The organism is Savagea serpentis, assembly GCF_015351395.1.
GTDB lineage: Bacteria > Bacillota > Bacilli > Bacillales_A > Planococcaceae > Savagea > Savagea serpentis.
In genome coordinates, this window is sequence record NZ_JADKPV010000001.1 from 1083450 (window position 1) to 1107230 (window position 23781).

23 protein-coding genes, 1 pseudogene and 1 other annotated feature are annotated in these 23781 nt (G+C 40.6%); of the genes and pseudogenes, 2 read left to right on the plus strand and 22 right to left on the minus strand.

Features of this window, described 5'->3' with window-relative positions:
* Nucleotides 1-15: 15 nt before the first annotated feature.
* Nucleotides 16-231 (minus strand) — a binding site (T-box leader).
* A gap of 42 nt (nt 232-273) precedes the next feature.
* The 19 genes and pseudogenes from IRY55_RS05625 to IRY55_RS05710 all read right to left on the minus strand — a co-directional run bounded on the left by IRY55_RS05625 (nt 274) and on the right by IRY55_RS05710 (nt 19618).
* Entirely contained in the window at nt 274-720 is a 447-nt protein-coding gene (locus IRY55_RS05625; RefSeq protein WP_194562255.1) for a CoxG family protein, read from the minus strand.
* Nucleotides 721-826: 106 nt separating this feature from the next.
* Nucleotides 827-2119 (minus strand): glutamate-1-semialdehyde 2,1-aminomutase, encoded by a 1293-nt coding sequence (hemL, locus tag IRY55_RS05630; protein ID WP_194562256.1) that lies wholly within the window; start codon nt 2117-2119, stop codon nt 827-829.
* On the minus strand, nt 2120-3097 hold the full coding sequence (gene hemB, locus IRY55_RS13485) for a porphobilinogen synthase (protein ID WP_235961069.1): 978 nt from the start codon (nt 3095-3097) through the stop codon (nt 2120-2122). It abuts the gene before it with no gap.
* A 45-nt stretch (nt 3098-3142) separates the two neighbouring features.
* Nucleotides 3143-3859: pseudogene (locus IRY55_RS13490) on the minus strand (uroporphyrinogen-III synthase); the annotation flags it as partial.
* The gene (hemC, locus tag IRY55_RS05640; protein ID WP_194562258.1) at nt 3843-4781 is read right to left on the minus strand and encodes a hydroxymethylbilane synthase; all 939 of its coding nucleotides are present in this window, start codon (nt 4779-4781) and stop codon (nt 3843-3845) included. The pseudogene IRY55_RS13490 and the gene hemC, both read right to left, overlap by 17 nt.
* Nucleotides 4782-4799: 18 nt before the next feature.
* Nucleotides 4800-5630 (minus strand): cytochrome c biogenesis protein CcsA, encoded by an 831-nt coding sequence (gene ccsA / locus IRY55_RS05645; RefSeq protein ID WP_194562259.1) that lies wholly within the window; start codon nt 5628-5630, stop codon nt 4800-4802.
* Between the two features lie 36 nt (nt 5631-5666).
* Entirely contained in the window at nt 5667-7046 is a 1380-nt protein-coding gene (hemA, locus tag IRY55_RS05650; RefSeq protein WP_194562260.1) for a glutamyl-tRNA reductase, read from the minus strand.
* A gap of 258 nt (nt 7047-7304) precedes the next feature.
* Nucleotides 7305-8354 carry an SDR family oxidoreductase gene (locus tag IRY55_RS05655; protein ID WP_194562261.1) on the minus strand — a complete coding sequence of 350 codons (1050 nt, stop codon included), beginning with the start codon at nt 8352-8354 and terminating at the stop codon, nt 7305-7307.
* Between the two features lie 21 nt (nt 8355-8375).
* A complete protein-coding gene (gene yihA, locus IRY55_RS05660; RefSeq protein WP_194562262.1) occupies nt 8376-8957 on the minus strand; it encodes a ribosome biogenesis GTP-binding protein YihA/YsxC in 582 nt (193 codons plus the stop codon).
* Nucleotides 8958-8960: 3 nt separating this feature from the next.
* Nucleotides 8961-11273 carry an endopeptidase La gene (gene lon / locus IRY55_RS05665; RefSeq protein ID WP_194562263.1) on the minus strand — a complete coding sequence of 771 codons (2313 nt, stop codon included), beginning with the start codon at nt 11271-11273 and terminating at the stop codon, nt 8961-8963.
* Nucleotides 11274-11477: 204 nt separating this feature from the next.
* Nucleotides 11478-12776 (minus strand): ATP-dependent protease ATP-binding subunit ClpX, encoded by a 1299-nt coding sequence (clpX, locus tag IRY55_RS05670; RefSeq protein WP_194562264.1) that lies wholly within the window; start codon nt 12774-12776, stop codon nt 11478-11480.
* A 121-nt stretch (nt 12777-12897) separates the two neighbouring features.
* Nucleotides 12898-14193 carry a trigger factor gene (gene tig / locus IRY55_RS05675; RefSeq protein WP_194562265.1) on the minus strand — a complete coding sequence of 432 codons (1296 nt, stop codon included), beginning with the start codon at nt 14191-14193 and terminating at the stop codon, nt 12898-12900.
* 110 nt (nt 14194-14303) lie between these two features.
* Nucleotides 14304-15263 (minus strand): tetratricopeptide repeat protein, encoded by a 960-nt coding sequence (locus IRY55_RS05680; protein ID WP_194562266.1) that lies wholly within the window; start codon nt 15261-15263, stop codon nt 14304-14306.
* A gap of 123 nt (nt 15264-15386) precedes the next feature.
* Nucleotides 15387-16412, minus strand: a complete 1026-nt coding sequence (locus tag IRY55_RS05685; protein WP_235961023.1) for an arsenic resistance protein — start codon at nt 16410-16412, stop codon at nt 15387-15389.
* A gap of 152 nt (nt 16413-16564) precedes the next feature.
* On the minus strand, nt 16565-16795 hold the full coding sequence (locus IRY55_RS05690; RefSeq protein WP_194562267.1) for a helix-turn-helix domain-containing protein: 231 nt from the start codon (nt 16793-16795) through the stop codon (nt 16565-16567).
* Nucleotides 16796-16849: 54 nt separating this feature from the next.
* A complete protein-coding gene (locus tag IRY55_RS05695; protein ID WP_194562268.1) occupies nt 16850-17515 on the minus strand; it encodes a peroxiredoxin in 666 nt (221 codons plus the stop codon).
* 184 nt (nt 17516-17699) lie between these two features.
* Nucleotides 17700-17945 (minus strand): DUF3006 domain-containing protein, encoded by a 246-nt coding sequence (locus IRY55_RS05700; RefSeq protein WP_194562269.1) that lies wholly within the window; start codon nt 17943-17945, stop codon nt 17700-17702.
* Between the two features lie 13 nt (nt 17946-17958).
* The gene (locus IRY55_RS05705; protein WP_194562270.1) at nt 17959-19047 is read right to left on the minus strand and encodes a helix-hairpin-helix domain-containing protein; all 1089 of its coding nucleotides are present in this window, start codon (nt 19045-19047) and stop codon (nt 17959-17961) included.
* A 64-nt stretch (nt 19048-19111) separates the two neighbouring features.
* Nucleotides 19112-19618, minus strand: coding sequence for a hypothetical protein (locus IRY55_RS05710; RefSeq protein WP_194562271.1), 507 nt, complete (start codon nt 19616-19618; stop codon nt 19112-19114).
* Between the two features lie 76 nt (nt 19619-19694).
* On the opposite strand from IRY55_RS05710, the gene IRY55_RS05715 reads away from it, so the two are divergent.
* Nucleotides 19695-20087 (plus strand): VOC family protein, encoded by a 393-nt coding sequence (locus IRY55_RS05715; protein WP_194562272.1) that lies wholly within the window; start codon nt 19695-19697, stop codon nt 20085-20087.
* Between the two features lie 77 nt (nt 20088-20164).
* On the opposite strand, the gene IRY55_RS05720 is transcribed toward IRY55_RS05715, so the two are convergent.
* The 3 genes from IRY55_RS05720 to IRY55_RS05730 all read right to left on the minus strand — a co-directional run bounded on the left by IRY55_RS05720 (nt 20165) and on the right by IRY55_RS05730 (nt 23042).
* On the minus strand, nt 20165-21574 hold the full coding sequence (locus tag IRY55_RS05720) for a sodium/glutamate symporter (protein ID WP_194562273.1): 1410 nt from the start codon (nt 21572-21574) through the stop codon (nt 20165-20167).
* Between the two features lie 213 nt (nt 21575-21787).
* Nucleotides 21788-22747: an alpha/beta fold hydrolase gene (locus IRY55_RS05725; protein WP_194562274.1), complete on the minus strand. Its 960-nt coding sequence runs from the start codon at nt 22745-22747 to the stop codon at nt 21788-21790.
* 103 nt (nt 22748-22850) lie between these two features.
* Complete coding sequence (locus IRY55_RS05730; RefSeq protein WP_194562275.1) at nt 22851-23042, minus strand: hypothetical protein; 192 nt, start codon at nt 23040-23042, stop codon at nt 22851-22853.
* Nucleotides 23043-23346: 304 nt separating this feature from the next.
* Between IRY55_RS05730 and IRY55_RS05735 the strand changes: the two genes are divergently transcribed.
* On the plus strand, nt 23347-23700 hold the full coding sequence (locus IRY55_RS05735) for a GIY-YIG nuclease family protein (protein ID WP_194562276.1): 354 nt from the start codon (nt 23347-23349) through the stop codon (nt 23698-23700).
* Nucleotides 23701-23781 lie beyond the last annotated feature (81 nt).

Here is a 23781-nt window from a genome sequence, read left to right on the forward strand (position 1 = left end):
AAAACCCCTTCGTCACAAAAGGACGAAGGAGTTCGCGGTTCCACCTTTAATTCTGAACGCATTGCTACATTCAGCTCTCAACATGTAACGGCATGTGTGACCGGCATTTACTACTTCATTTCATAAATGCTGCTCCGAGGCGACATTCGCGGTTCATCGTTAGGAATTTTCACCGAGCATTCCCTCTCTAAAAACGACTGACTCACTACTCTTCCTCATCTACGCATCATTGCTCATATTCTTCTCATATTGTAACGGATATCGTTCATTTTATCAAGCGTGCAAACGTTTCAAAGCATTGGCGACTCGGTCCGTTAACACTTGTGTCGCTTTCGGCAAAATCGGTTTTAATACCGGATTTAAAACAGCAGATGCCAGTCCTTCCGCTTTCACATCTAAATGACCTGTCATTTTTGTATGTGTAGCATCGAGCGGTTCAGCGATAAAATAACCTGTTCCTGAAAACTTATCTGACAAACCTGTTAATTGAAACGTCACTTTTTCCGGTTCATTCCACTCTAAAATATCGATTTGCACTTCGACTGTTTTTTTAATGACGCTCACATTTCCTTGAAACGTCCACGTTGAACGTGTATCGCTCATCATCTCATGCCCACTATATCCTGGGACGAGTTTCGCCCATTTTTCCATATTGCTGACGAAGTCCCATACTTTTTGTTGTGAAACGGGTACGTCTACTGAATGTGTTCCTGTTGCCATTGTCATCACTGCTTTCTTCCATAGTTTCGTTCTTTATTATACGGACGGAACGAATGTTTGTACAGAACAAAAAACGTTCACCTTCTCAGATGAACGTTTTTTGTATTTATTTTGCTAGTTTCGCGAATACTGTATGGAATGCTTGAATTGTTTCGTCTACGAGCTCAGGTGTGTGAGCTGTTGATAAAAACATTCCTTCAAATTGTGACGGTGGTAAATATACCCCTTCTTCCGCCATGAGACGGTAGTAGTCTGCGAACAATTGTAAATCCGATGTTTTCGCTTTGTCATAATTCGTTACGTCTTCATTTGTAAAGAAGTAGCCGATCATTGACCCTGCACGGTTCACCGTATGTGGGATATTGTATTTCGTAGCGGCTTCACGGAATCCTGCTTCTAATTGGTCTCCGAGTTTTGTGAAGTAATCATATGTTTCAGGTGTTAATTGTTTTAATGTTTCAATTCCAGCACGCATCGCGAGTGGGTTTCCGGATAATGTTCCTGCTTGATACACATCCCCTGCTGGTGCGATGCGTTCCATAATGTCACGACGTCCACCGAATGCGCCGACGGGTAAGCCGCCTCCGATCACCTTTCCGAGACATGTTAAGTCTGGTGTCACACCGAAATATCCTTGCGCACAGTCGTAAGCGACACGGAATCCTGTCATCACTTCGTCAAAGATTAAAAGTGCGCCGTATTGTTTCGTCACATCACGCAACCCTTGTAAAAATCCTTCTTGCGGTGGCACGACTCCCATATTTCCAGCAACCGGTTCAACGATAATTGCTGCGATGTCGTCTCCGTGTTTTTCAAACACTTCACGTACTGTATCTAAGTCGTTGTACGCACACGTTACTGTGTTTTTTGCGATGGACTCTGGAACACCTGGGCTATCAGGTAAACCGAGTGTAGCGACACCAGAGCCTGCTTTAATGAGCAATGAGTCTCCATGTCCGTGGTAACATCCTTCAAATTTTAAAATGATGTTGCGCCCTGTATAGCCACGCGCTAAACGAAGAGCACTCATCGTCGCTTCCGTACCGCTTGACGTCATGCGAATCATTTCGATTGATGGTACGCGTTCGATGACGAGTTTCGCTAATTCGTTTTCCGTTTCTGTTGAGGCACCGAAGCTTGAACCTTTCATCGCTTGTTCTTGAATCCCTTTTACGACTTGTTCATTCGTATGACCGACGATTAAAGGTCCCCATGATAATACATAATCGATGTACTCATTTCCGTCGATGTCTGTCATTTTAGCACCATGTCCACGCTCGATGAAAATCGGGTCCATGTTTACAGATCCGAATGCACGAACGGGTGAGTTTACGCCACCTGGCATTAAGTCTACTGCTTCAGCAAACGCTGCTTTTGATTTCGTATAATTTTTCGTCAATTAATTTTCCTCCAACCAGCATGCTGCGTCGATTGCGTGGTACGTCATAATTAAATCTGCTCCTGCACGCTTCATGCTTAATAATGTTTCTAATACGATTGCTTTTTCGTCAATCCATCCTTGTGCTGCCGCTGCTTTTACCATGGAATACTCTCCGCTCACATTGTAAGCGACGACCGGTAAATTCGTCATATCTTTCACTTCACGCATTACGTCTAAATAGCTGAGCGCTGGTTTCACGATTAAAAAGTCCGCTCCTTCGTCGATATCACTTTCCGCTTCACGCAATGCTTCACGGCGATTTGCAGGGTCCATTTGGTACGTTTTACGGTCGCCAAACTGCGGTGCAGAATCAGCTGCGTCTCGGAACGGTCCGTAATACGCACTCGCATATTTCACTGCATAACTCATAATCGGCACATTGACAAACCCTGCTTCATCGAGCGCTTCACGAATGACGGCGACGAATCCGTCCATCATATTGCTCGGCGCAATAATATCTGCACCGGCACGCGCTTGACTCACCGCTGTTTTCGCAAGCAATTCAAGCGACTTGTCATTGTCGACATAGTCGCCTTCTACGACGCCACAATGCCCGTGGTCCGTATATTGACATAAGCACGTATCCGCTAAGACGACGAGGTCGGGATACAATCGTTTCGTCAATTTCGTCGCACGTTGTACGATTCCTTCGTCATTATAAGCTTCTGTCCCACATGCGTCTTTTTCACTCGGAACACCGAATAAAATGATCGATGGGACTCCTGCTTCCACGACACGTGTTAATTCCGCTTCATATTGGTCTAATGAAAATTGATAAATGCCTGGCATTGACGGAATTTCATTTTTAATATTTTCTCCTTCAATGACGAAAATCGGATAAATAAAATCATTTTTGCTCAATGTTGTTTCACGTACCATCGCACGTAAATTTGCTGTCGTACGAAGACGACGGTTGCGTTTGAATGTTGGAGTCATTCTTTCTCTTCCTTTCGTTTTCACGATTTCTTTGACGAGTTCTATTAAAGTATAGACACGAGGGACGATTGGGTTCAAGACTTGCTCTTTTGCCAAGGCACGCTCTGTCACATGTCCGATTGCAGCAGGCTCAATCTTTTCCCAACCGACTTGTGGCGCGATATGTTCAGCAAAAATATGTACGGCTGACGGACTCGCGAACGAAACGATCGGACGATTCGTTTTTTGCAAACATTGTACTAAATCATCGAATACGGCTTCATTCGAAACGGTTTCGTACACGGTCCACTCTGTAATACGAAACGGTAAACCTTCTCGCAATACCGAGCTCGCTAAATTTCCGCGTAAAAAGACGACATGTACTTGTTCTTCTTTTTCTGGCGCAAACTGTTTCACGAACACATCCGCACTAAAGACTGTTGGAATGAAGGATACTTCAAAACCTAAACGTTCTAAAGCGGCTGCTGTTTTCGTCCCTACCGCTGCAATGCGCCCTTTAAACTGCTTGGCTTCATACTGATAACGCTCCATTTTTTCAGCGAATGATTGAACGGAAGATTGACTCGTAAAGATGAGCCATGTTGCGGTTTCGCAACTTTTCATCTGTTCGATATCATCGGGCCGATGGATCGGTTGAACACGAATAAGGGGAAAAGAATACACTTCTCCCCCATGCTGTCGGACGAGCTCTGGGGCTTCATTCGATTTTGGTGTGCCGGTAAAAATCACCGTCTGTCCACGCAATTTATTCGTTGTTTTCATTGAATTCCGCCATCACTTTCTCAATGACTTTTGTCGCTCCTTCTGAACGTAATTGCTTCGCAACCGCTTCACCAAGTGCGACTGTATCTGTATTCGAATCTGTAAATTTGAACACTTGTGCAGCATCTGGACTTGCTACATACCCTGTCATCGTGACTCCCTCTTCTGTCGCTTCTGCAAATGCAGCAATCGGCACTTGACACGAACCGTCCATCGCTGCTAAAAATGTACGTTCCGCATCGACTTCTTTCCACGTCTTTTCATCTGATACTTTCGCAAGCTCAGCGAGTAATTCTTCATCATCCGCACGACATTCAATCGCAAGCGCACCTTGACCGACCGCTGGAATATAGTTTTCTACTGGTAAATATTCCGTCACGATATCTTCCGGCCATCCCATACGCTTCATTCCTGCTGCAGCTAAAATGATCGCATCGTACTCACCGTCGCGCAATTTGCGTAAGCGCGTATCAATATTTCCGCGAATCCATTTAATTTCAAGATCTGGGCGCATGAGCAATAATTGTGAACTACGGCGTAAGCTCGACGTACCGACAATAGCTCCTTTCGGTAAGTCTGCAAATTTAACGTGATCATTTGCGATATATGCGTCACGTGGATCTTCGCGCTTCGGAATACATCCGATTGTCAATCCATCTGGTAACACTGCCGGCATATCTTTCATACTATGTACCGCAAAGTCAATTTCTTTGTCGAAAAGAGCTTGTTGAATTTCTTTTACGAATAAACCTTTTCCACCGACTTTCGAAAGTTGAACGTTTAAAATTTGGTCACCTTTCGTAACGATTTCTTTCACTTCAAATTCAAAGGGAGCCCCTGCTGCCTTCATTTGATCGATGAACCAATTCGTTTGTGTTAATGCTAAGTTACTGCGGCGTGAGCCTACGATAATTTTTCTCATAATGAGCCTCCTGTATAGTTACAACCAATAATGGAAATGCGATAAACGACTCGCTAAAAAGAAATTGATAATGACGAGTAAAAAAGCGAATACATTCGCCCAAGCGTAATCATTGGCACGCAATTTATCGATTTTATGCAAATATAAAATAACACCGTATACCATTAATAAAAAGAATGAACTAATAATTTTAAAATCTAAAATCGACCAATCATTCAACATAATATTTGCCCATTGCACTCCTAGTGTCAAACTGACAAATAGTAAAGGTATTCCAACATATGTCGTAATTTTCATCCCCATCATTGTCTGATGCAAAGAAGGATAACGATCAAATTGCTTAGACCATTTCTTTTGCTTTAATAAACTGTATAACAATAAATAAAGAACAGCGAAAATGAGACCAATTGCAAAAGCGACATACGCTAAAATGGCAAATGTAATATGGATGATTAATAATTCAGAGATGAGTGTCTCCCGAATCGTTGACTCCGCGATACGTGTCGGGCCAAATGTATGGATCGTCATAAAAATAAAGCCGATAATGTTAATGAAGAAAATGAAAAAACTATATTTATGGGATGCATGTAATATGAGCGAAATCGAAATTAAAATCCAAGCGATTAAATAAACGCTATCGAATAATGAATAAATCGGAATTCGACTCGTCGCGAGCACTGCCCAAAATAGATTAATCGTCTGCAAAAAATAAACGATTGCTAGTAAAACGAAAGCGTACCGATGAGCGAGACGGTCACGCTTTAAATAGTCGATGAAATAAAAGACGAGGCTGACGGCGTATAAGACGACCATCAGCTCCTCTAACCGAACTAACGTCATTTCAGTCATGCGCGTTCAAACCCTTCTAAACGTGCACTCCCCTCTTTACGACTGTTCTGGTGATAACTCCTCCATAGCCAGGCGTTGTCGGTTGCGTTCTGCACGTTTCTGTAATCGTTCTTTCGCTTGTTGAGCGAGAACTTCTTTTTCGCGGACAACCTCATCTGAAATGCCGAACACCTGCTCAAATAAGTCTAACTTCTCTTTCGCTTTGCGGTCCGTTGCAAGTTCTTTCACTTGTGAAATCGGATCTCGCAACAATTGATTGACGATTGATTTCGTATGCTTACTTAAGATTTTACGTTCACGATCTGTTAAATCTGGCATTTTGTTCTCGATACTTCTCATCGTATCTTGCTGAATAATTGCCGCTTTACGTCGCAATGCAGAGATGACAGGAACGACTCCTAATGTCGCCACCCATTCTTGGAACACTCCTACTTCATGAAGAACCATTTTTCCAATTTCGTCTGCTGCACGTTGACGCTCTGCTAAGTTCGCTTCTACAATACCATGTAAATCATCAATATCATACAAAAACACATTTTGTAAATCGCCAATTTTCGGGTCTAAGTCACGTGGAACGGCGATATCAACGAGAAAAATGGGTTTCCCTTTACGTAAACGTTCAACAAACTGCATCAATTCAAAATCGATGACATAGTCTGTCGCTCCTGTCGAACTGATTAAAATATCCGCATCGAGCAAAGTACATTGTAATTCTGTTAACGGCTTCGCTTCTCCTTCAAATTGGCTCGCGAGTTCTTCAGCTTTAGAAAATGTACGGTTTAAAACGGTAATTTTCCCGACACCGCTTCCCGCTAAATTTTTCGCCGCTAACTCTCCCATTTGCCCAGCACCTAAAATTGCAATATGTTTATGTTTTAATGAACCGAATATTTTCTTCGCTAATTCTACTGCTGCATATGATACACTCACTGCATTTTCACCGATTGCTGTTTCTGCATGGGCGCGTTTCGCAAATGTGACAGCTTGTTTGAACATCTCATTAAACATCGTACCTGTCGTCCCAATATCTTGCGCTTGTAAAAAGCTGTCACGCACTTGTCCTAAAATTTGCGTCTCCCCTAAAATCATCGACTCAATGCCTGACGTCACACGCATCAAATGCTCAACTGCTTTCTCATCTTCGCGAATGATTAAATGTTTCGACAGTTCATCGATTGGCAAGTTGAACCAATCTGCGATGAATCGTTTCACATAGTAGCGCCCTGTATGCAATTGATCGACAACTGCATAAATTTCTGTGCGGTTACACGTTGAAATAATGATATTTTCCAAAATACTTTTTTGCTGCTGTAATGTTTGCATCGCTTCTGGTAATTCAGATTCTGCGAAAGCAAATTTCTCTCGTATTTCTACCGGCGCTGTCCGATAGTTCACACCGACTACGATTGTATGCATCGGGTGTTCACACCTCTCACATTCATTTTTTATATGATTTACGTAACATTCAGTTCATATTCAATTGTTAGTATAACATATTTTATATGCTCATCGCCGTCGGTCCGCTCGTTTTTTTGAAGTATGCCCTCTATTTTGTTGAATAATTCGTCACATTTCTTTCATGAACCTTTCATAAAAGATATGTGATGAATGATGAATTATTTGCTTTGTTTTATAAAAAAAGTGTTATCCCTCATGGAAGGACAACACTTTTTATTATTTTGTTTTGAAATAAGCTCGAATAATCATTTCCAACGTTTCATCATCCAACTGTAAGTGACGAACTGAAGTTCCTTGTAGTAGAGCTTGAGTATTGTCATCATCGAATTGGAAATCACGTGACAAATACGGGTCAAATACCGAAATTGTAGCATTCATACGCTCTTCTAACTCCGATAAGTCATGTCGTTCATTCGGACGAATAATATCGAGTTGTTCAAACGTCAAAGCATCACGAATCATTTTAAAAATATCAAAATTTGTCGCTGGATTCGGGTTCGTAATATTATACACTTTATTTGGCTCTGCTTTTTCAGCAGCAATCGCTAAAATATCGGCTACATAGTTCACTGGTACTAAATTCGATGTCGCTTGCTCATTGCCTACAATGCGATATGTCGCATCAGGATTTCGCAGTGCTACCCGGCGCTTAAAGACGTCTAACGCACGCATAAATCCGTACAATGTAAACTTCGAATCCGCTTCTCCTGTGCGAGAATCTCCGACGATAATCGCCGGGCGGAAAATAGAGACATCCATTTTATCTGCATAATGAAATACGAGATGTTCAGATTTCACTTTACTTTCTTCATACGGATTGTGCGTTGGATGATCGAGTGGATACAATTGTTCTAATCCACGCTCTGCCTTCCCTACCGTATACGCTGTACTCACATAAATAAATCGTTTAGCGCCTAAAGCTACCGATGCGTCTAACACATATTGCGTACCATCGTAGTTGATGGAGAAGATGAGATCACGTAAGTCTTCATCGAAGCGAACGAGCGCCGCCAAATGGTAAACGAGCGATACTTTTCCAATCAGCTGATTGAAAGCATCATCCGCCATACCGAAACGCGGAGCTGTCACATCTCCTTCTACGATATGCACACGTGATTGTTCACTCGGTGGAAATGATTGTACCAATTGCTCTGCCTTTTCGACATCTCGCGCTAAAATATAAAGGTCTTCCTCTGTATCACGCAATAAATTTTTTAATAATTGACCGCCTAAGAAGCCTGTCGCTCCTGTTAAAAAAATTGACAATGGTGTTCCTCCTAAAAACGATTAACGATATTTTTCAATTGCTTTCCATGCTTCTTCTATGCCTACCTTCGTTTCTGAAGAGAAAACGATCAGTTCATCTTCCGGACGCATATTCAACACTTTTTTAATTCGTTTACGATTCGTTGCAATTTGTCCACGTTTTAATTTGTCTGCTTTCGTCGCAATAACGATCGTCGGAATATTGTAATGCACTAAAAATTCATACATCATACAATCATCTTCTGATGGATCATGACGCAAGTCGACAATTAATAAGACCGCTTTTAATGGCTCTCGTCCTGTTAAGTATTGCTCGATCATTTGTCCCCATGCTTCGCGCTCTGTCTTCGATACTTTTGCATAACCGTATCCTGGAACGTCAACGAAATATAGTTGATCTTCAATTTCATAAAAGTTTAATGTTTGTGTCTTTCCTGGTTTACTCGATGTTCGAGCGAGTGACTTCCGACCGATCATCCGGTTGATAAAAGATGATTTTCCTACATTCGAGCGTCCTGCTAAAGCAAATTCAGGATAGCCCGTCTCAGGATATTGTTCTGGTCGTACAGCACTCATAATCATTTCTACTTTATTTACTTTCATTTTCTACGCCTCCAAAGCGAGTGAAAGGACCTCTTTTACATCTTTCACGAGGTGGAATTCGAGTTCTTCTCGAATACTTTCAGGAATGTCTTCTAAATCTCTTTCATTATCATATGGCAAAATAATTGTGCGTATTCCTGCGCGATGTGCGCTTAAAGATTTCTCTTTCAATCCACCGATTGGTAACACTTTACCGCGAAGCGTTACTTCACCCGTCATCCCGACATCACGACGGATCGGTCGGTTTGTCAATGCAGATACGAGTGCTGTCACAATCGTAATTCCCGCAGATGGACCGTCTTTCGGAACCGCTCCTTCTGGCACATGAATATGGATGTCTGTCTTCTCATTAAACTTCGGATCAATGTGTAAGTTTTCGGCATTTGAACGTACATAAGAGAGTGCCGTTTGAGCAGATTCTTGCATCACTTCGCCGAGCTTTCCTGTTAAGACGAGCTTTCCTTTTCCTTCTGAAAGCGCCACTTCAATTTGAAGTGTATCCCCTCCGACTTGCGTATAAGCAAGCCCTGTCGCCACACCAACTTCACTCTGTTCTTCCATTAAGCCATGACGGAATTTGCGTTTCCCGAGGTAATTCGACAATGTATTCGTCGTAATCGTCATCGATTTACGTTCACCCGATACGAGCTGTTTTACCGCTTTACGACAAACATTCGCAATTTCGCGCTCTAAATTACGCACACCAGCTTCTCGAGTATAATAACGAATGATATCTTCTACCGCATCTTCACGGAATTTCACTTGTGCTTTTGTTAAACCGTGCTCTTGTAACTGTTTTGGAATGAGGTGATTGATTGCAATCGCACGCTTTTCCATTTCAGTATACCCTGCCAGTTGAATAATTTCCATTCGATCACGTAAAGGTCCGGGAATTGTGCTTATATCATTCGCTGTCGCTAGGAAAAAGACATTCGATAAATCGTACGGCTCTTCAATATAATGATCGCTAAAATTCGCATTTTGTTCTGGATCTAGCACTTCTAGCATCGCGCTAGATGGGTCTCCGCGAAAATCATTTGACATTTTATCAATCTCATCTAATAAAAAGACTGGATTCGTCGTTTCTGCTTTTTTCATTCCTTGAATAATGCGACCCGGCATAGCGCCCACATACGTACGACGATGCCCCCGAATTTCTGACTCATCGCGGACGCCTCCTAATGAAATGCGAACGAAATGACGGTTCAATGATTCTGCAATAGAACGAGCGAGTGACGTCTTTCCGACTCCTGGTGGTCCTGCTAAACAAATAATTGGACCCCGAATTGAATCGGTCATTTGACGCACTGCTAAATATTCTAAAATACGCTCTTTCACTTTTTCCAAACCGTCATGATCGCGATTTAAAATTTCTTCAGAACGTGCTAAATCTAGCGTATCTTCTGTCGCTACTGACCAAGGCAAAGTGACGAGCCATTCTAAATAATTGCGTATGACACCACTTTCCGCCGAAGCTTGTGGAATATGTTCGTAGCGTCGTAATTCGCGATATGCTGCTTCTGAAACATGCTCTGGCATATCGGCTTCTTCTATACGCTTCTCCAAATCGACAATTTCAGCACTTTTGCCATCTTTGTCGCCGAGCTCTTTTTGAATCGCCTTTAATTGTTCGCGTAAATAATATTCTTTCTGCGTCGCTTCTACTTCTTCTTTCACTCGCTTACTAATACGACGTTCTAAGCGAATTACTTCTTGTTCACTTGCTAAGCGATTCGTCATCCACTTCACTCGATCCGAAATAGAAAACATTTCGAGCACTTTTTGTTTCGCGGCAAGCTTGAGAGGTAAATGAGTGGCAATCATATCTGCCAGTCGTCCTGGTTCTTTAATAGAAGCGACGGATTCAATCGTTTCTTTCGAAATACGCTGAGATACCTTGCCATATGATTCAAAATATTGATTGAGGACACGTACTTCCGCTTCTAGTTGCGGTGTCATGTCAACTTCATCACGTTGCAATGTCAAAGTGACAGTCGGGTATAAATCAACCATTTCATACTCTGTATACGTCGCACGACACACTCCTTCAATCATAATGCGATATGTGCCATTTTTAAGCTCTTTCAATTGTTTTACTTTGGCATACGTACCGACTGTATATAATTCATCTTCTGTCGGATCTTCATCTCTCGTATCTTTTTGTGTCGTTAAAAAGATAAATCCATCCATCTTCATTGCTTCTTCTAATGCATAAATCGAACGCTCTCTGCCGACATCGATATGCAATAACATTTCAGGATAAACGAGCAATCCTCTTAAAGGCAATAGAGGTACATTTGTTTTGATTTCTACCATGTTAGACATCCTTTCTTATGTACATGATGAAAAAAGCTGACAAGCAAAATCCACTCAATTTCTGCAGGAGGGATTTCGCACAAGTCAGCTTTACTTTCTTTTATGTCATATGCTTCTCTTTTGAAAAATTGCGAATGATGCCACCTTGTATTTGACTCGTATAGGGTGACAGGTCATTCACACACCCATGCTTTACATCTTCACTTATCGTGAATTTGCTAAAGATGTACCTGTCGCTCTTTCATCTGAGAAACCTAATTGCTCTAATTCATAAATTGTTCCATCTGCACGATACAGTGTCGGTTGTGCTTTCCCGATGACCGCATCTTTCGTAATGACACATTCTGTCACTTCCTCAAGCGATGGTAACTCATACATGACATCAAGCATAATGTTTTCAATAATTGAACGTAATCCACGTGCACCTGTTTTACGTTCAATTGCTTCTTCAGCAATTGCAATGAGTGCATCATCTTCGAATTTCAATTCAACATCATCGAGTTCGACCATTTTCGTATATTGTTTAACAATCGCATTTTTCGGCTCTGTTAAAATGCGATAAAGTGCTTGTTCATCTAATTGTTCCAATGTCGCAATAACAGGCAAACGTCCAATGAATTCTGGAATTAAACCGAATTGTTGTAAGTCTTCTGGAATCATTTTTGACATGAGTGTCGCATCATCGATTGCTTTCGCTTCCGCAGAACCGAAACCGATCACTTTTTGACCTGTACGACGTTTAATAATTTCTTCGATTCCATCAAATGCACCACCTACGATGAATAAAATATTCGTCGTATCAATTTGAATGAAATCTTGATGTGGATGCTTACGTCCGCCTTGTGGTGGCACGCTTGCAACCGTACCTTCTAATATTTTAAGAAGCGCTTGTTGTACACCTTCACCTGATACATCGCGTGTAATCGAAGCATTCTCAGACTTACGAGCTACTTTATCGATCTCATCGATATAGATGATTCCTTTTTCAGCACGCTCAATATCGAAATCTGCCGCTTGAATAATTTTAAGCAAAATATTCTCAACGTCTTCTCCGACATAGCCCGCTTCTGTTAAACTTGTCGCATCTGCAATCGCAAAAGGAACGTCCAAAATGCGCGCTAAAGTTTGCGCGAGCAACGTTTTACCGCTACCTGTAGGTCCGATTAACACAATATTGGACTTTGCAAGTTCTACGTCGTCTACCTTACTATTTGTATTGATTCTTTTGTAATGATTATATACCGCTACGGCGAGTGATTTTTTCGCGCGGTTTTGGCCGATAATATATTCATCTAAAATTTCTTGGATTTCGCGTGGTTTCGGAACATCTGTTAATTCGAAGTTCTCTTCGAGGCCGACTTCTTCTTCTACGATTTCAGCACAAAGTTCAACACACTCATCGCAAATATATACACCTTGACCTGCGACTAATTTTCGCACTTGGTCTTGACTCTTTCCACAGAAAGAGCAGCTTAAATTATCTTCATCATTAAATTTGAACATTATGCTCACCCCTATTCAAATGACAATCTTACAAGATTATATGTCTCCGTGCAACTAATACGATTTCATTATGTATGAGCGAAAACAAGGTACGAATAACGCACCTTGTTTTCTGTTGGAATTACTCTTGAATTTCTGAAATTTTTGCGTTGTCTACTAAAAACTCAATCGTGTTACGTAATTTAATATCATTTTCGATCGTTGCTGTTCCACCAAGTACGGCTTTAATTTGTTCCGTATCGATATTGAACTGCTCTGACATTTTTTCAAGCTCTGCTTGAACGTCTGCTTCTGTCGCTTCGATTGATTCTGCTGCTGCAATCGCTTCTAAAGTGAGTGATACTCGTACGCGGTTGCTCGCTTCTTCTGCCATTTGCTCGCGCAATTGCTCTTTCGTTTGACCCGAGAATTGGAAGTATAAGTCTAAGTTCATCCCTTGACTTTGCAAGTTTTGTTCAAACTCTTGAACCATGCGATCTACTTCTGCTTCTACCATTTCTTCTGGTACATCGATTTTTGCATTGTCAGCAGCTTGTTGAACTAAAGCGTCACGCATGCTGTTGTCTGAGTGAACTGCTTTTTGTTCCGCTAAATCTTCTTTCGTTTTTTCTTTTAATTCTGCAACTGTTTTAACGCTTGCGTCGATTTCGTTTGCAAGTTCGTCGTCGAGTGCTGGAATTTCTTTTGTTTTAATTGCATGAACTTTCACTTTGAAAGTAGCTGGTTGTCCAGCGAGCTCAGCTGCGTGGTATTCTTCTGGGAATGTGATTTCGATATCTTTCTCTTCACCAGTTGCCATGCCTACCATTTGTTCTTCAAATCCAGGAATGAATGAACCTGAACCGATTTCTAAGTCGTACTGCTCTGCTTTTCCACCTTCGAATGCTTCGCCATTTGCGAATCCTTCAAAGTCGAGTGTTACAGTGTCGCCATTTTCGATCGTACCTTCTTCTTTAACGACCATTTCAGCGAATGCTTGTTGACGTGATTGTAAAAACTCATCAACTTCTGCATCTGTCACTTCTTTAGAAAGCTGTTCTACTTCAAGTCCTTTGTAATCGCCAAGTTCAACTTCTGGCTTCACAACAACTTTCGCAGTGAATACAACGTCTTTCCCTTGCTCGATTTCTTGAATGTCGATTTGTGGTTGAGCGACTGGCTCAATACCTGACTCATCGAGTGCTTTCGTGTAAGCTTCTGGCAATGCGATATCTAAAGCGTCATTGTATAAAGCTTCCACTCCGTACATTTTTTCGAACATTTTGCGTGGCATTTTTCCTTTACGGAAACCTGGCGCTTGTACTGTTTTAACTACTTTTTTAAACGCTGCATCGAGCGCTTTGTTGAAATCTTCAGCAGGAAGTGCGAAAGTTAATGTTCCTTCGTTTCCTTCATGTTTTTCCCATTTGACTGACATAATTAATACCCTCCGAATCTTTATTTCCATTACATTATGTTTAATTTCACTATTGATAACCACTTCAGTATATCACAGTCCTTCATGGTTTCAACAGTTTTTATCCTCACTTATCCGATCTCTTCTGCGTCGACTTGTCGAATATGTGTCAGCAATTCATCTTCTTGTAAATCACCATCTTCAAATAGCGATTTTGCATAACGGCTATAAGCGATTGCTATTTGCTCCACATCATAACCATCCCAGCGAAATGGATATGCTGCGACACTGTATTTTTGAATCATCGCAAAAGTAAACTCGATTAATGAAGGTGACTTCTCAAGCATGTTCTCTACTCGTTCAATCACTCGTTGTACTTTATCATTTTCAAACGGATGTGACAATGAATTGGGCACAATTTGTTGTTTCATTCCGTATTTTTCTACGGTAAGCGCCTCTCGGTCACCATGCTCTTTCAATAATAGTAGAGCGTTCGTTTGAACGAACGGCGCACTGCTCTGTTCGACGATTTCCCGCAATAACGGAAAACTACGTACCCCGACATCACTGATGCGAACGAGCTCATTTTGCTGTTCATAAGACGATAACTCAAAAAATTGAGCGAATGATAACAAGCGAACATCATTCTGTTCGAACTCTTGATATTTATGGACAAGACGCTCATTCAATTCTTTCAAATACAAAAATTTCTTTAACGCATGTTCCGGTACTGCTTCTTCCGCTAACAAGCGTTCAATTTCCATTGCAACATATTGATATTCTCTCAATTGAATGCAAATTGTTAAATATAATTCAATCCATTCAATCGTATTATAATCATCTTCTTGCAATAGTTGTTCGGTTATTTCTTTCGCTTTCGCATAGTGCTTCTCTTCATATAAAGCATACGCGTAAGGACCCATCACTTCATCGTGAAAGGGATCGAGCACCAGTACTTGTTCGAAGCATGTTACGGCTTCTGCAAATTGAGCGCGTTCAAAATATGTGTAACCTTCTTGTACGAGGCGCTCTAACGTACCTGGAAAAACGACAAGGTTTCCTCGACGTTGAATCGGTCGATATTTTTTCATCTTGTCACCCCTCTCAAAATAAGTTTCATTGATTTTATAATAACATAACTTTCTTACGCATAGCGAGAGGGGAAGTGAACGAAAAGAGCTCAAACTCCCTTTGCGGTTCGTTTGAGCTCTTTTTTATGAAATAGTTTGTGTGTTTTCTTGAATATTTTTCTTAGTTGTTTGCTTTTTAATTGGCTTAAACCATTTACGCATTGAAATTTGAGCGTAGTTTGCGATCCCTTGTTGCTGTATAATAAAAGCAAGCGTGACAATCAATGCTGCTTCAGGTCCGAAAGATGTTGCGGCTAAACCGATCGCAATCGATAAGTTGCGTAACACTGTTCCGTTAACGAGCGCGATTCCATCTTCACGGTTGAAAAACTTCAATGCTACAAATGTACTAATTGCAAAGTTAATTGCGTAAAATAATAACAATACGACGACCGCAATTGCAATTAACTCTAAATTACTAACGATCATTTTTGCCCCTGTACTAATGCTGACAAAAACAACGTACAACATCGCCCAAATACTCAACGGGCCGAACTTCGGTTTCACGTTCTTCTTAAAATGTTGTGGCGTCATTTTGCGGAGTAATAACTTAAATGTGAAATGACCTAAGATCATCGGTACAAAAACGACGAGTAAAATCGTTTTCATCGTACCCCAAATATCGATCGGTACGTATTGACCGACCATGACGAGCAAATACCATGGCGCTAATAAGGAACCTAAAATAAGTCCAAAGATCGTCAATTTGACCGCTGCATCAACATTTCCTTTTTGGAGCACTGTCCAAGAAATCGTCATCCCACTCGTCGGAAGTAAAGCCGAAATGGCAAGCCCTGCGAACATCGCTCCATTATCCGCACGACCTGTTAATAAAAGCGTCCCTAATCCGAATGCAATGACTGGAATGATGACGAAGTTGATGATGACAGAAAAGATGAGCACTTTTGAACCCGCTGTCGAAGCGAGTTGCTTAAAATTAAAGCCGACCATCGTCGCGTAAATCATAATGATCGTTCCGATTAATAAAGTCGATTTCATCGGTGTTGTATCAAAATTTAAACCGACGATAAACCCGATGAGTAAAGTTAAAGGTACACTGTACATTAAATATTTTGCTGGTGCACGATAAATCATCCAAAATGTTTTCATAACGAATCCCCCATTACCCCTAAGGGTATATTTTTATGTAAAAAAATATACGCCAATGCGTATTTATTTTCTATTATACCATATGTTTGGTTCGATGCTATTCATTTGCTCAAAAAGATGGCCCTCTACATAAAATGCAGAGAGCAACACGATTACGCCTCTTTTTTTAAACGAGCAATCGTCTTTTCCGTCGCACGGTACGCTTCGCCTTCTTCTTGCGCAAACTCTCGTTCTACTAACGAACGCATCCCGCTGCGCACTTTAAAAATAGGTTGTTTCGATTCTTTCGCAATGTCATCTGCTGTTTTCGCTTCTTCTTGGATGACTGCGAGCATCACTTTTTCAGATTGAGACAATGCTGTCAAATCTGTTCCACACGCCATTAAAATCCCTCCTTTAAATTCGTAACAGGAGGCATAGTAGCCCCCTGTTACGAATTATTTAATTTCTTTCGTACAGAAGTAGAAGTCTTTACACTCATACTCTGGATTGTTCATACGCTCTGCTGCTAATTCTTGTGTTGGAGCTGGTGGTACGATCACACGCTCACCTTTCGTCCAGTTAGCAGGTGTTGCAATTTTGTGCTCATCTGCTGTTTGCAATGCGATGAGGAGACGTTTAATTTCGTCCATGTTACGGCCGATCGCTGATGGGTAGTAAATAATTGCACGAACGACTTGTTCTGGGTCCATAACGAATACCGCACGTGATGTTTCCGTGTCGCTTTCGTCTGGCATAATCATACCGAATTTGTGCGCTACATCCATCGTTAAATCTGCAATGACTGGGAATTCGATTTCTACGCCGAACTTTTCTTCGATATTGCGTACCCATGCGATGTGTGAGTGTACACTGTCGATGGAAAGTCCGAGTAATTCCGTGTTCATTTCACGAAGTTCTGGATACATTTTTTGGAATCCGATGAACTCTGTCGTACAAACTGGCGTAAAGTCTGCCGGATGAGAGAAAAGAATTAACCATTTACCTTTGTAGTCTTCTAACTTCAATACACCGTGTGTCGTTTTTGCTTCAAATTGTGGGGCAGGTGATCCGATACGTGGTAATGAACGTACTTCTACATTTTCATTTTGAACTTCTGTCATTGATAACCTCTCCTTTTTAATATCTTTAATGTCGCTTCTAATCATGGGGCGCTGATTTTACAGCATTTCATATACCCCTTACGCTATTTATATTAAAGGCTAAATTAATAGAAGTAAATGAATATGCTCACCTAAATTCATGCTAAAAAAAGAAGTTGTGAACAAATTGTCCACAACTTCCCAGTTATTTATTTTGTAGCTTTCTTAACAGCGCAGTCACATCTTCTCGCATTTTCGAAGTAACTTCTGTCCGCACGTGCAATTCGTATTTCTGTTCGACCCCATCCAATTCGACAATCGAAACGACATCGCCTTCTCGCGCCTCATTTCGTACTTCATGAACAGGTATGAGCAACTCGTCTTCTTCATTGCCTTTTTTCAATAAAACGTAGTAGCCGTCTTCGATTCGATCCACTGTATACATGAGCATCAAGATGATCACCTCATTTTACTTTTATTTTCAATTCAATTTGCTCGTATGTTTTCGGCCCAATGCCGTCCACTTCCATAATTTCTTCCGTCGTGCAGAACGGTTGCTTTTGACGATATTGAATAATTTTGTCTGCCGTCGTCGGACCGATTCCTTGTAAATATTGGAGCTCTTCTTTAGAAGCTGTGTTGATGTTAATTAAACCTGATAATGTGTTCCACGGCTCCGCGTCCACACGATACGTCTTCCCATCAGACGTCACGGTAATCGTTCCCGACTCAGCCGTCGAATAAATCATGCTACCTACTTTTTCGAAATTGCGTAAGACACTATCATGTGGGTGACCGTATTTATTATTTTCACCATAAGATAGAATGACAACTTCCGGCTTCACTGTTTGTAAAAAGTCGAGCGCGCTGCTCGTATCCGATCCGTGATGGCCTGCCTTTAATACTGTCGTCGGAATATTGAAGTCTTTCATCATTTGACGTTCAATCGAGACATCCGCATCTCCTGTGAATAAATACGACGTTTGACCGTGCACTGCATAGACGACGATGGATGCCTCATTATTGTTCGAAGCATCTTCGACAGCATTGACGACGAGCATTTCTACTTCTGGATCCATATCGATCGCATCACCTAGCTTCGGAACGACGAAATCGATATTTTTCTCGTCGATTAACTGAAGCATTTTTAAATACGTCTCTGTCGTATGTACTTTTCCGCTATCGATAAAATGTTTGACATTTAATTGTTCTAATACTGATATGAGTCCTCCAATATGATCGGCATCCGGGTGAGTTGCAACGACATAATCCACCGTTTCATACCCTTTATCTTTAATGAATGAAACGACCTTCTCTCCTTGTGACTTCTTTCCTCCATCAATGAGCATCGTTTTACCATTCGGTGTTTCGATAAAAATTGCATCCCCTTGTCCGACATCGATGTAATGGACGGACATCGGTTTATTCGATAATGTTTGTTGATCTTTTTTCTCTTCGGTCACAGGGGGTTCACTCTTCCCTTGTCTTCCTAAAAATAAAGAAGCGACCGCCACGCCAATTAATGTAGCGATAACGATAAATGATTTTCTCACAACAATGCCTCCTTTACGAATTGCTTACAGTATACCATTTTCTTGTTAAATTAAAATTGTTTCATCACGCATTGTCATCAGCTAGTGTAATTTTTTGAATTTCTTCTCCGTGTTCGTTCACGATTGTCGCTACCGTGCGAATCGTTTCTGGCTTTTTATTACTGTACACTTGATGAAGGACGCTATCTTCTAATAACACGAACAGTAAATTCTCCTCTTGATAGTTCATATACTTCTGTTCTTCGACATGCAATGTGAATTCCGTATAATCTTCATTATGTTCAATCTTTTGGAATGACATGCTGACGTCCTGATCTAAAAAAGCGCTCATATTATCATACGTTTGTTGCTCTAATTGCTCACGACGCTCTTCTGGCATCGTAAAGACGACTTGGCGCTGTTCATTGCGCGCAATTTTTTCAAACGGTTCGTGATCGAAATCTTCTTGAATATCCGCAATTGGTAAATCCGCAAAATAAAAATAAGGGAAGACGACATCCACTCCTTCTGTTTTAGGTGAACATCCTGCAATGAACATAAAAGCAAACAAACTGATGAATAGTTTTTTCACAATGATGCTCCTTTCTTTTTTGTTTTCATTGTACCATGTTGTAGTAATATAGAGACGAGGAAAGGATGACGAATACATGAAAGAAATCACACCATTTTTAATGTTCCAAGGAAATGCGAAACAAGCGATTGAGTTTTATTTAAAAACTGTGCCCAATACAGAGTTAGTGACGATGGAATTATATGAGGTAAATGAGCAAGGTGCGGAAGGTACGGTGAAAAGTGCTTTACTTTTAATCGATGGCAACCGCTTCTTCATTAATGATAGTCCCGTCGAACATAAATTCGATTTCACACCGAGCTTTTCATTTTTCATTACAGCGGATTCCGTTTTCGAACAACAAGACTTGTTTAATAAATTAAAACGAAACGGCGCCATTTTAATGCCGTTAGATAACTACGGATTCAGCCGTTCATTCGGTTGGTGCATCGACCAGTTCGGGATGTCTTGGCAAATTACAGTACAATAACGAAAAACAGTTGAACTCGAGCGCGCTCGAATTCAACTGTTTTAATTTGGACTCATCTTGTCAGCCTCTTATATGATTTAAGCGGATTCTTTCATTTTCCCGAAGTAAAACAGTCCTGGAATCAATCCGATTAACAACATGACAATCGCGAAAATTAAAAATGGAACTGCCCCTAGTTTAAAGATGAAAGGAACAGACAACGCTGTGACGAAGCCACCACCAAGAAACGGTTCAAAAATCAATTGTTTGTAACCGAAACTCTCAAAAGCTGGCGTTTTATTTTCAGGATCGACAACACGCATCAATAATAGTCCTGTTGCAGTAACGCCTGTCGCCTGTCCGAAATCGCCAATCGCGCGTTCAAACCAATACGTTGGCAAAATGCGTGGAGCTAATACGAGCACAGAAAAGATATTCCAAGCGACTCCTGTCGCTGCTAAAAGTAAAAACGGAACCATATATGTGCCTAATACTTCTAATGAAATCGTCCCGATTGCCGATACAATTAAAATATCAAGCGCAAAGCCTTGAATTCGATTTACAGTAGCTCGGTCCATCAATTCAGTACTATCCATGCGAGTAAAAATCGCTTGTACGATAATACTCCCAATCATCGCGAGTGGGAATAACGGAATATAGGTCATCAACTCCGAACCAAATAGCATTTCTTCTCCGAATACAAGCCCTTTCAAAATGAGCCAACCTACTAAAATAGCGAGTCCTACAAACGCAAAATGTAGCGATAAAGGTTCTATTGACTCTGCGCGAACTGTCATCGTAATACCAGGCTCACGATTTTGGAATTCCATAATCCCCTTTTTGCGCAAATCTGAAAAACCTTCCACATTTTTAATTTCTTTCGTATGTCCTTTACGCACAGCCCAGTTAATTAAAATCATTCCGAAGATTACCCCGGACAACAAACCGACAGTAGCTAAACCGATTGACAAATCGTATCCATCGCTAAAGCCCATTTTTTCAAAGGTGCTCGCCATTCCAGCCGCTGTCCCATGTCCTCCTTCAAAAGCAATTTCAATTAATGAACCGACGATTGGTGGCAAGCCGAAAAACGGCGTCAAAACGAGTAATGTAACAATCATACCTACTACGTATTGACCGAATCCTACCGTCCATCCAAAAGCAAGCTGCGGACCTGCAAGCCGCCACACCTTTTTCATACTTGGCAAAACCGTTCCGAGAAAGAGTGTCGCAAAGACGACGTTAATCATTAAGCCTGGTAGCGCTTTCCAAACTGTTATAAAAGTCGAAGGAATGACTCCATCTACAAAAAACGATGCATCTCCTACAAGGGGTGCAAGTAATTTCCCTAACACTTGTGGACCCACTAAAAGCGCTACAAATCCTCCAATAATAGAGGAAGGAACGAATAAGTTTTGAAGCCACTTTACTTTCACACGTAGCCATTTTCCAATAAGTAAAAATAATCCTAAATATAACAACGCAAATCCAATCTGATTCGGTGTCATACATCTTCACCTCTTCTTCCAAATACTATCGTAATATAAGCTGTTTTTATACGCTAGATGTTTTTTAATGTTTTTTTATTCTTACTTTTCTGACTTTTTATTCAAACCCCCGCTATACTTTGTACACGATAAAAAGAGTGATTATTTTAGTGAGTCCACTTTCGACAAATCGTTTAAAATGCACATAAAAAAGCGGTGATAGACTTACATCCATTACCACTTTTCAAATGATCTTTCATCTCTACAATAAAACGATAGACAATGTTCTATAATCACATCTCTTAATTTTGGCTCATTATGAACTTCGTGTCGATAAGAGGGGAACATGATTGTCGTCACATCTTTCACACCAGCGTTTCTCAATCCATTTGCAACTCGGTATACTCCTTCTCCATACAACCCTACTGGATCTTGATCTCCCGCAACTTGTAAAACCGGAACATGCTCTGGGAATTTCTCATAAAAAGAAGGTGCATTCACGCATTCATTAAGCGCTAAAAAATTGTATACCGTTTCACATGTCAAACTTCCTGTTATATTCAACGGATCTCTGACATGATCTTGAATGACTCCCTCGTCGATAGCGATCCATTCATTCCCATTTACCACCTTCTCTACACGAGCAAGTAATGGTTTGAAAACTTGTGCAGCAAGAGTATCATCACACATTCCTCCTTCACCATTTTCAACCTTTTCTCTAAATTGCTCAATCATGGAGTCATTCTTTAAAAATGGCACGACCGTCCCACATAATACAACTCCACTGATGTCTTCTTCTAACATATTATGCAATTTTTCCGTTAAACAACGGGCGATTAAAGATCCCCAACTATGACCGAAAATAAAGTAAGGCAACTCTTTCCCAAATTGCTTTCTCGCTAATTGGTACAATGTAATTTCATCTTGAATGACAGCCTCATATCCACCTTTTCCTACATTACCGAATGTATTATTGTTCTTTGCAGTTAATCCATGTCCAATATGATCTGTGGCGATGACGACATATCCCGCATCAACAAAATGTTGAATCATGCGAGAATAGCGACGATGATGTTCCAAAAATCCATGAATCACTTGAATAATTCCAATCGGTTCTTGAAGTGGTGTATAATAATTTGCCATAACCGTATCTCTTTTATTCGCAGATGGAAACGAAATATCATAAATAGCCATTTAACATCCCTCATTCTTTAGATAATGTTCATCTTTTCCCTTCCCTCACTTCTTAAAACATAAAAAAATCTTCCACTTTGTAAAAGTGAAAGATTTTTAAAATTTAATCACGGTATAAAAACATCAAAGTTGGTAAAATAATTAAGCTACCAATTAAACCTACTGCCGTCGCTGTCAAAGTCACCGTGTTCTCCGTCGTCGTGTCAATCGCTGGTTCTGATGCTGAGGCTAAGCTTGGCATGCATACTACTGCAAGCAAAAGAATGAGTGCTGGAATCATTGATTTGAATTTCACAAAAATTCTCCCCTTTCTGTAATAAAAATAGGAATATCGAAAGTAATTTTCGCTTAAGGAAACTTTCAATCACTTCTATTATACTTCATTTTTGAAGAATAGGAAGAGGCTTCGCTTAAATCCTAGTTCAGTGTCTACCTATATATAAGTCGAAATTGTCACTTATTCATTTGTGAACTATTATTGAATATTATGAAATACACTCTCTTTTTCAATATTTCCTCCATTGTTCGTTCAAATTATGGTAAACTAACAAAGTATTTGTCGTCTACTATGAGCAAATACGCAGTGAAGGAGAGAAAACATGATTACAGTTGAAGAACGCTATCCAGATGTGAAAATTATGAAACAAGCAGATGAACCTTTATTCGGATTTTATAAAAACATTCATGATATTCCACGTGACCGTGGTGGTATCATTTTATTTTCAGATGAAGAAGGTAATGTACTATTTGTTGGCAAAGCACGTAAATTACGCCAACGTGTCAAGCGCCACTTAGAAGATAATGTGTCACCCTTAAAAGACGCGCGTGACGACATTGCGAAAATCGAAGTATGGTTTATCGAAGATCCGATGCATCGTGAAATGTTAGAAACGTATTATATTAATACAAAATTTGCTAAATACAATCGAGATAAAGTCTTTTTTGACCATTAATATGAAAAGCGCAAATCAATCCGATTTGTGCTTTTTTACATATTTTTATATAGGTATTTGTACTCTTAATTAAAATGATTG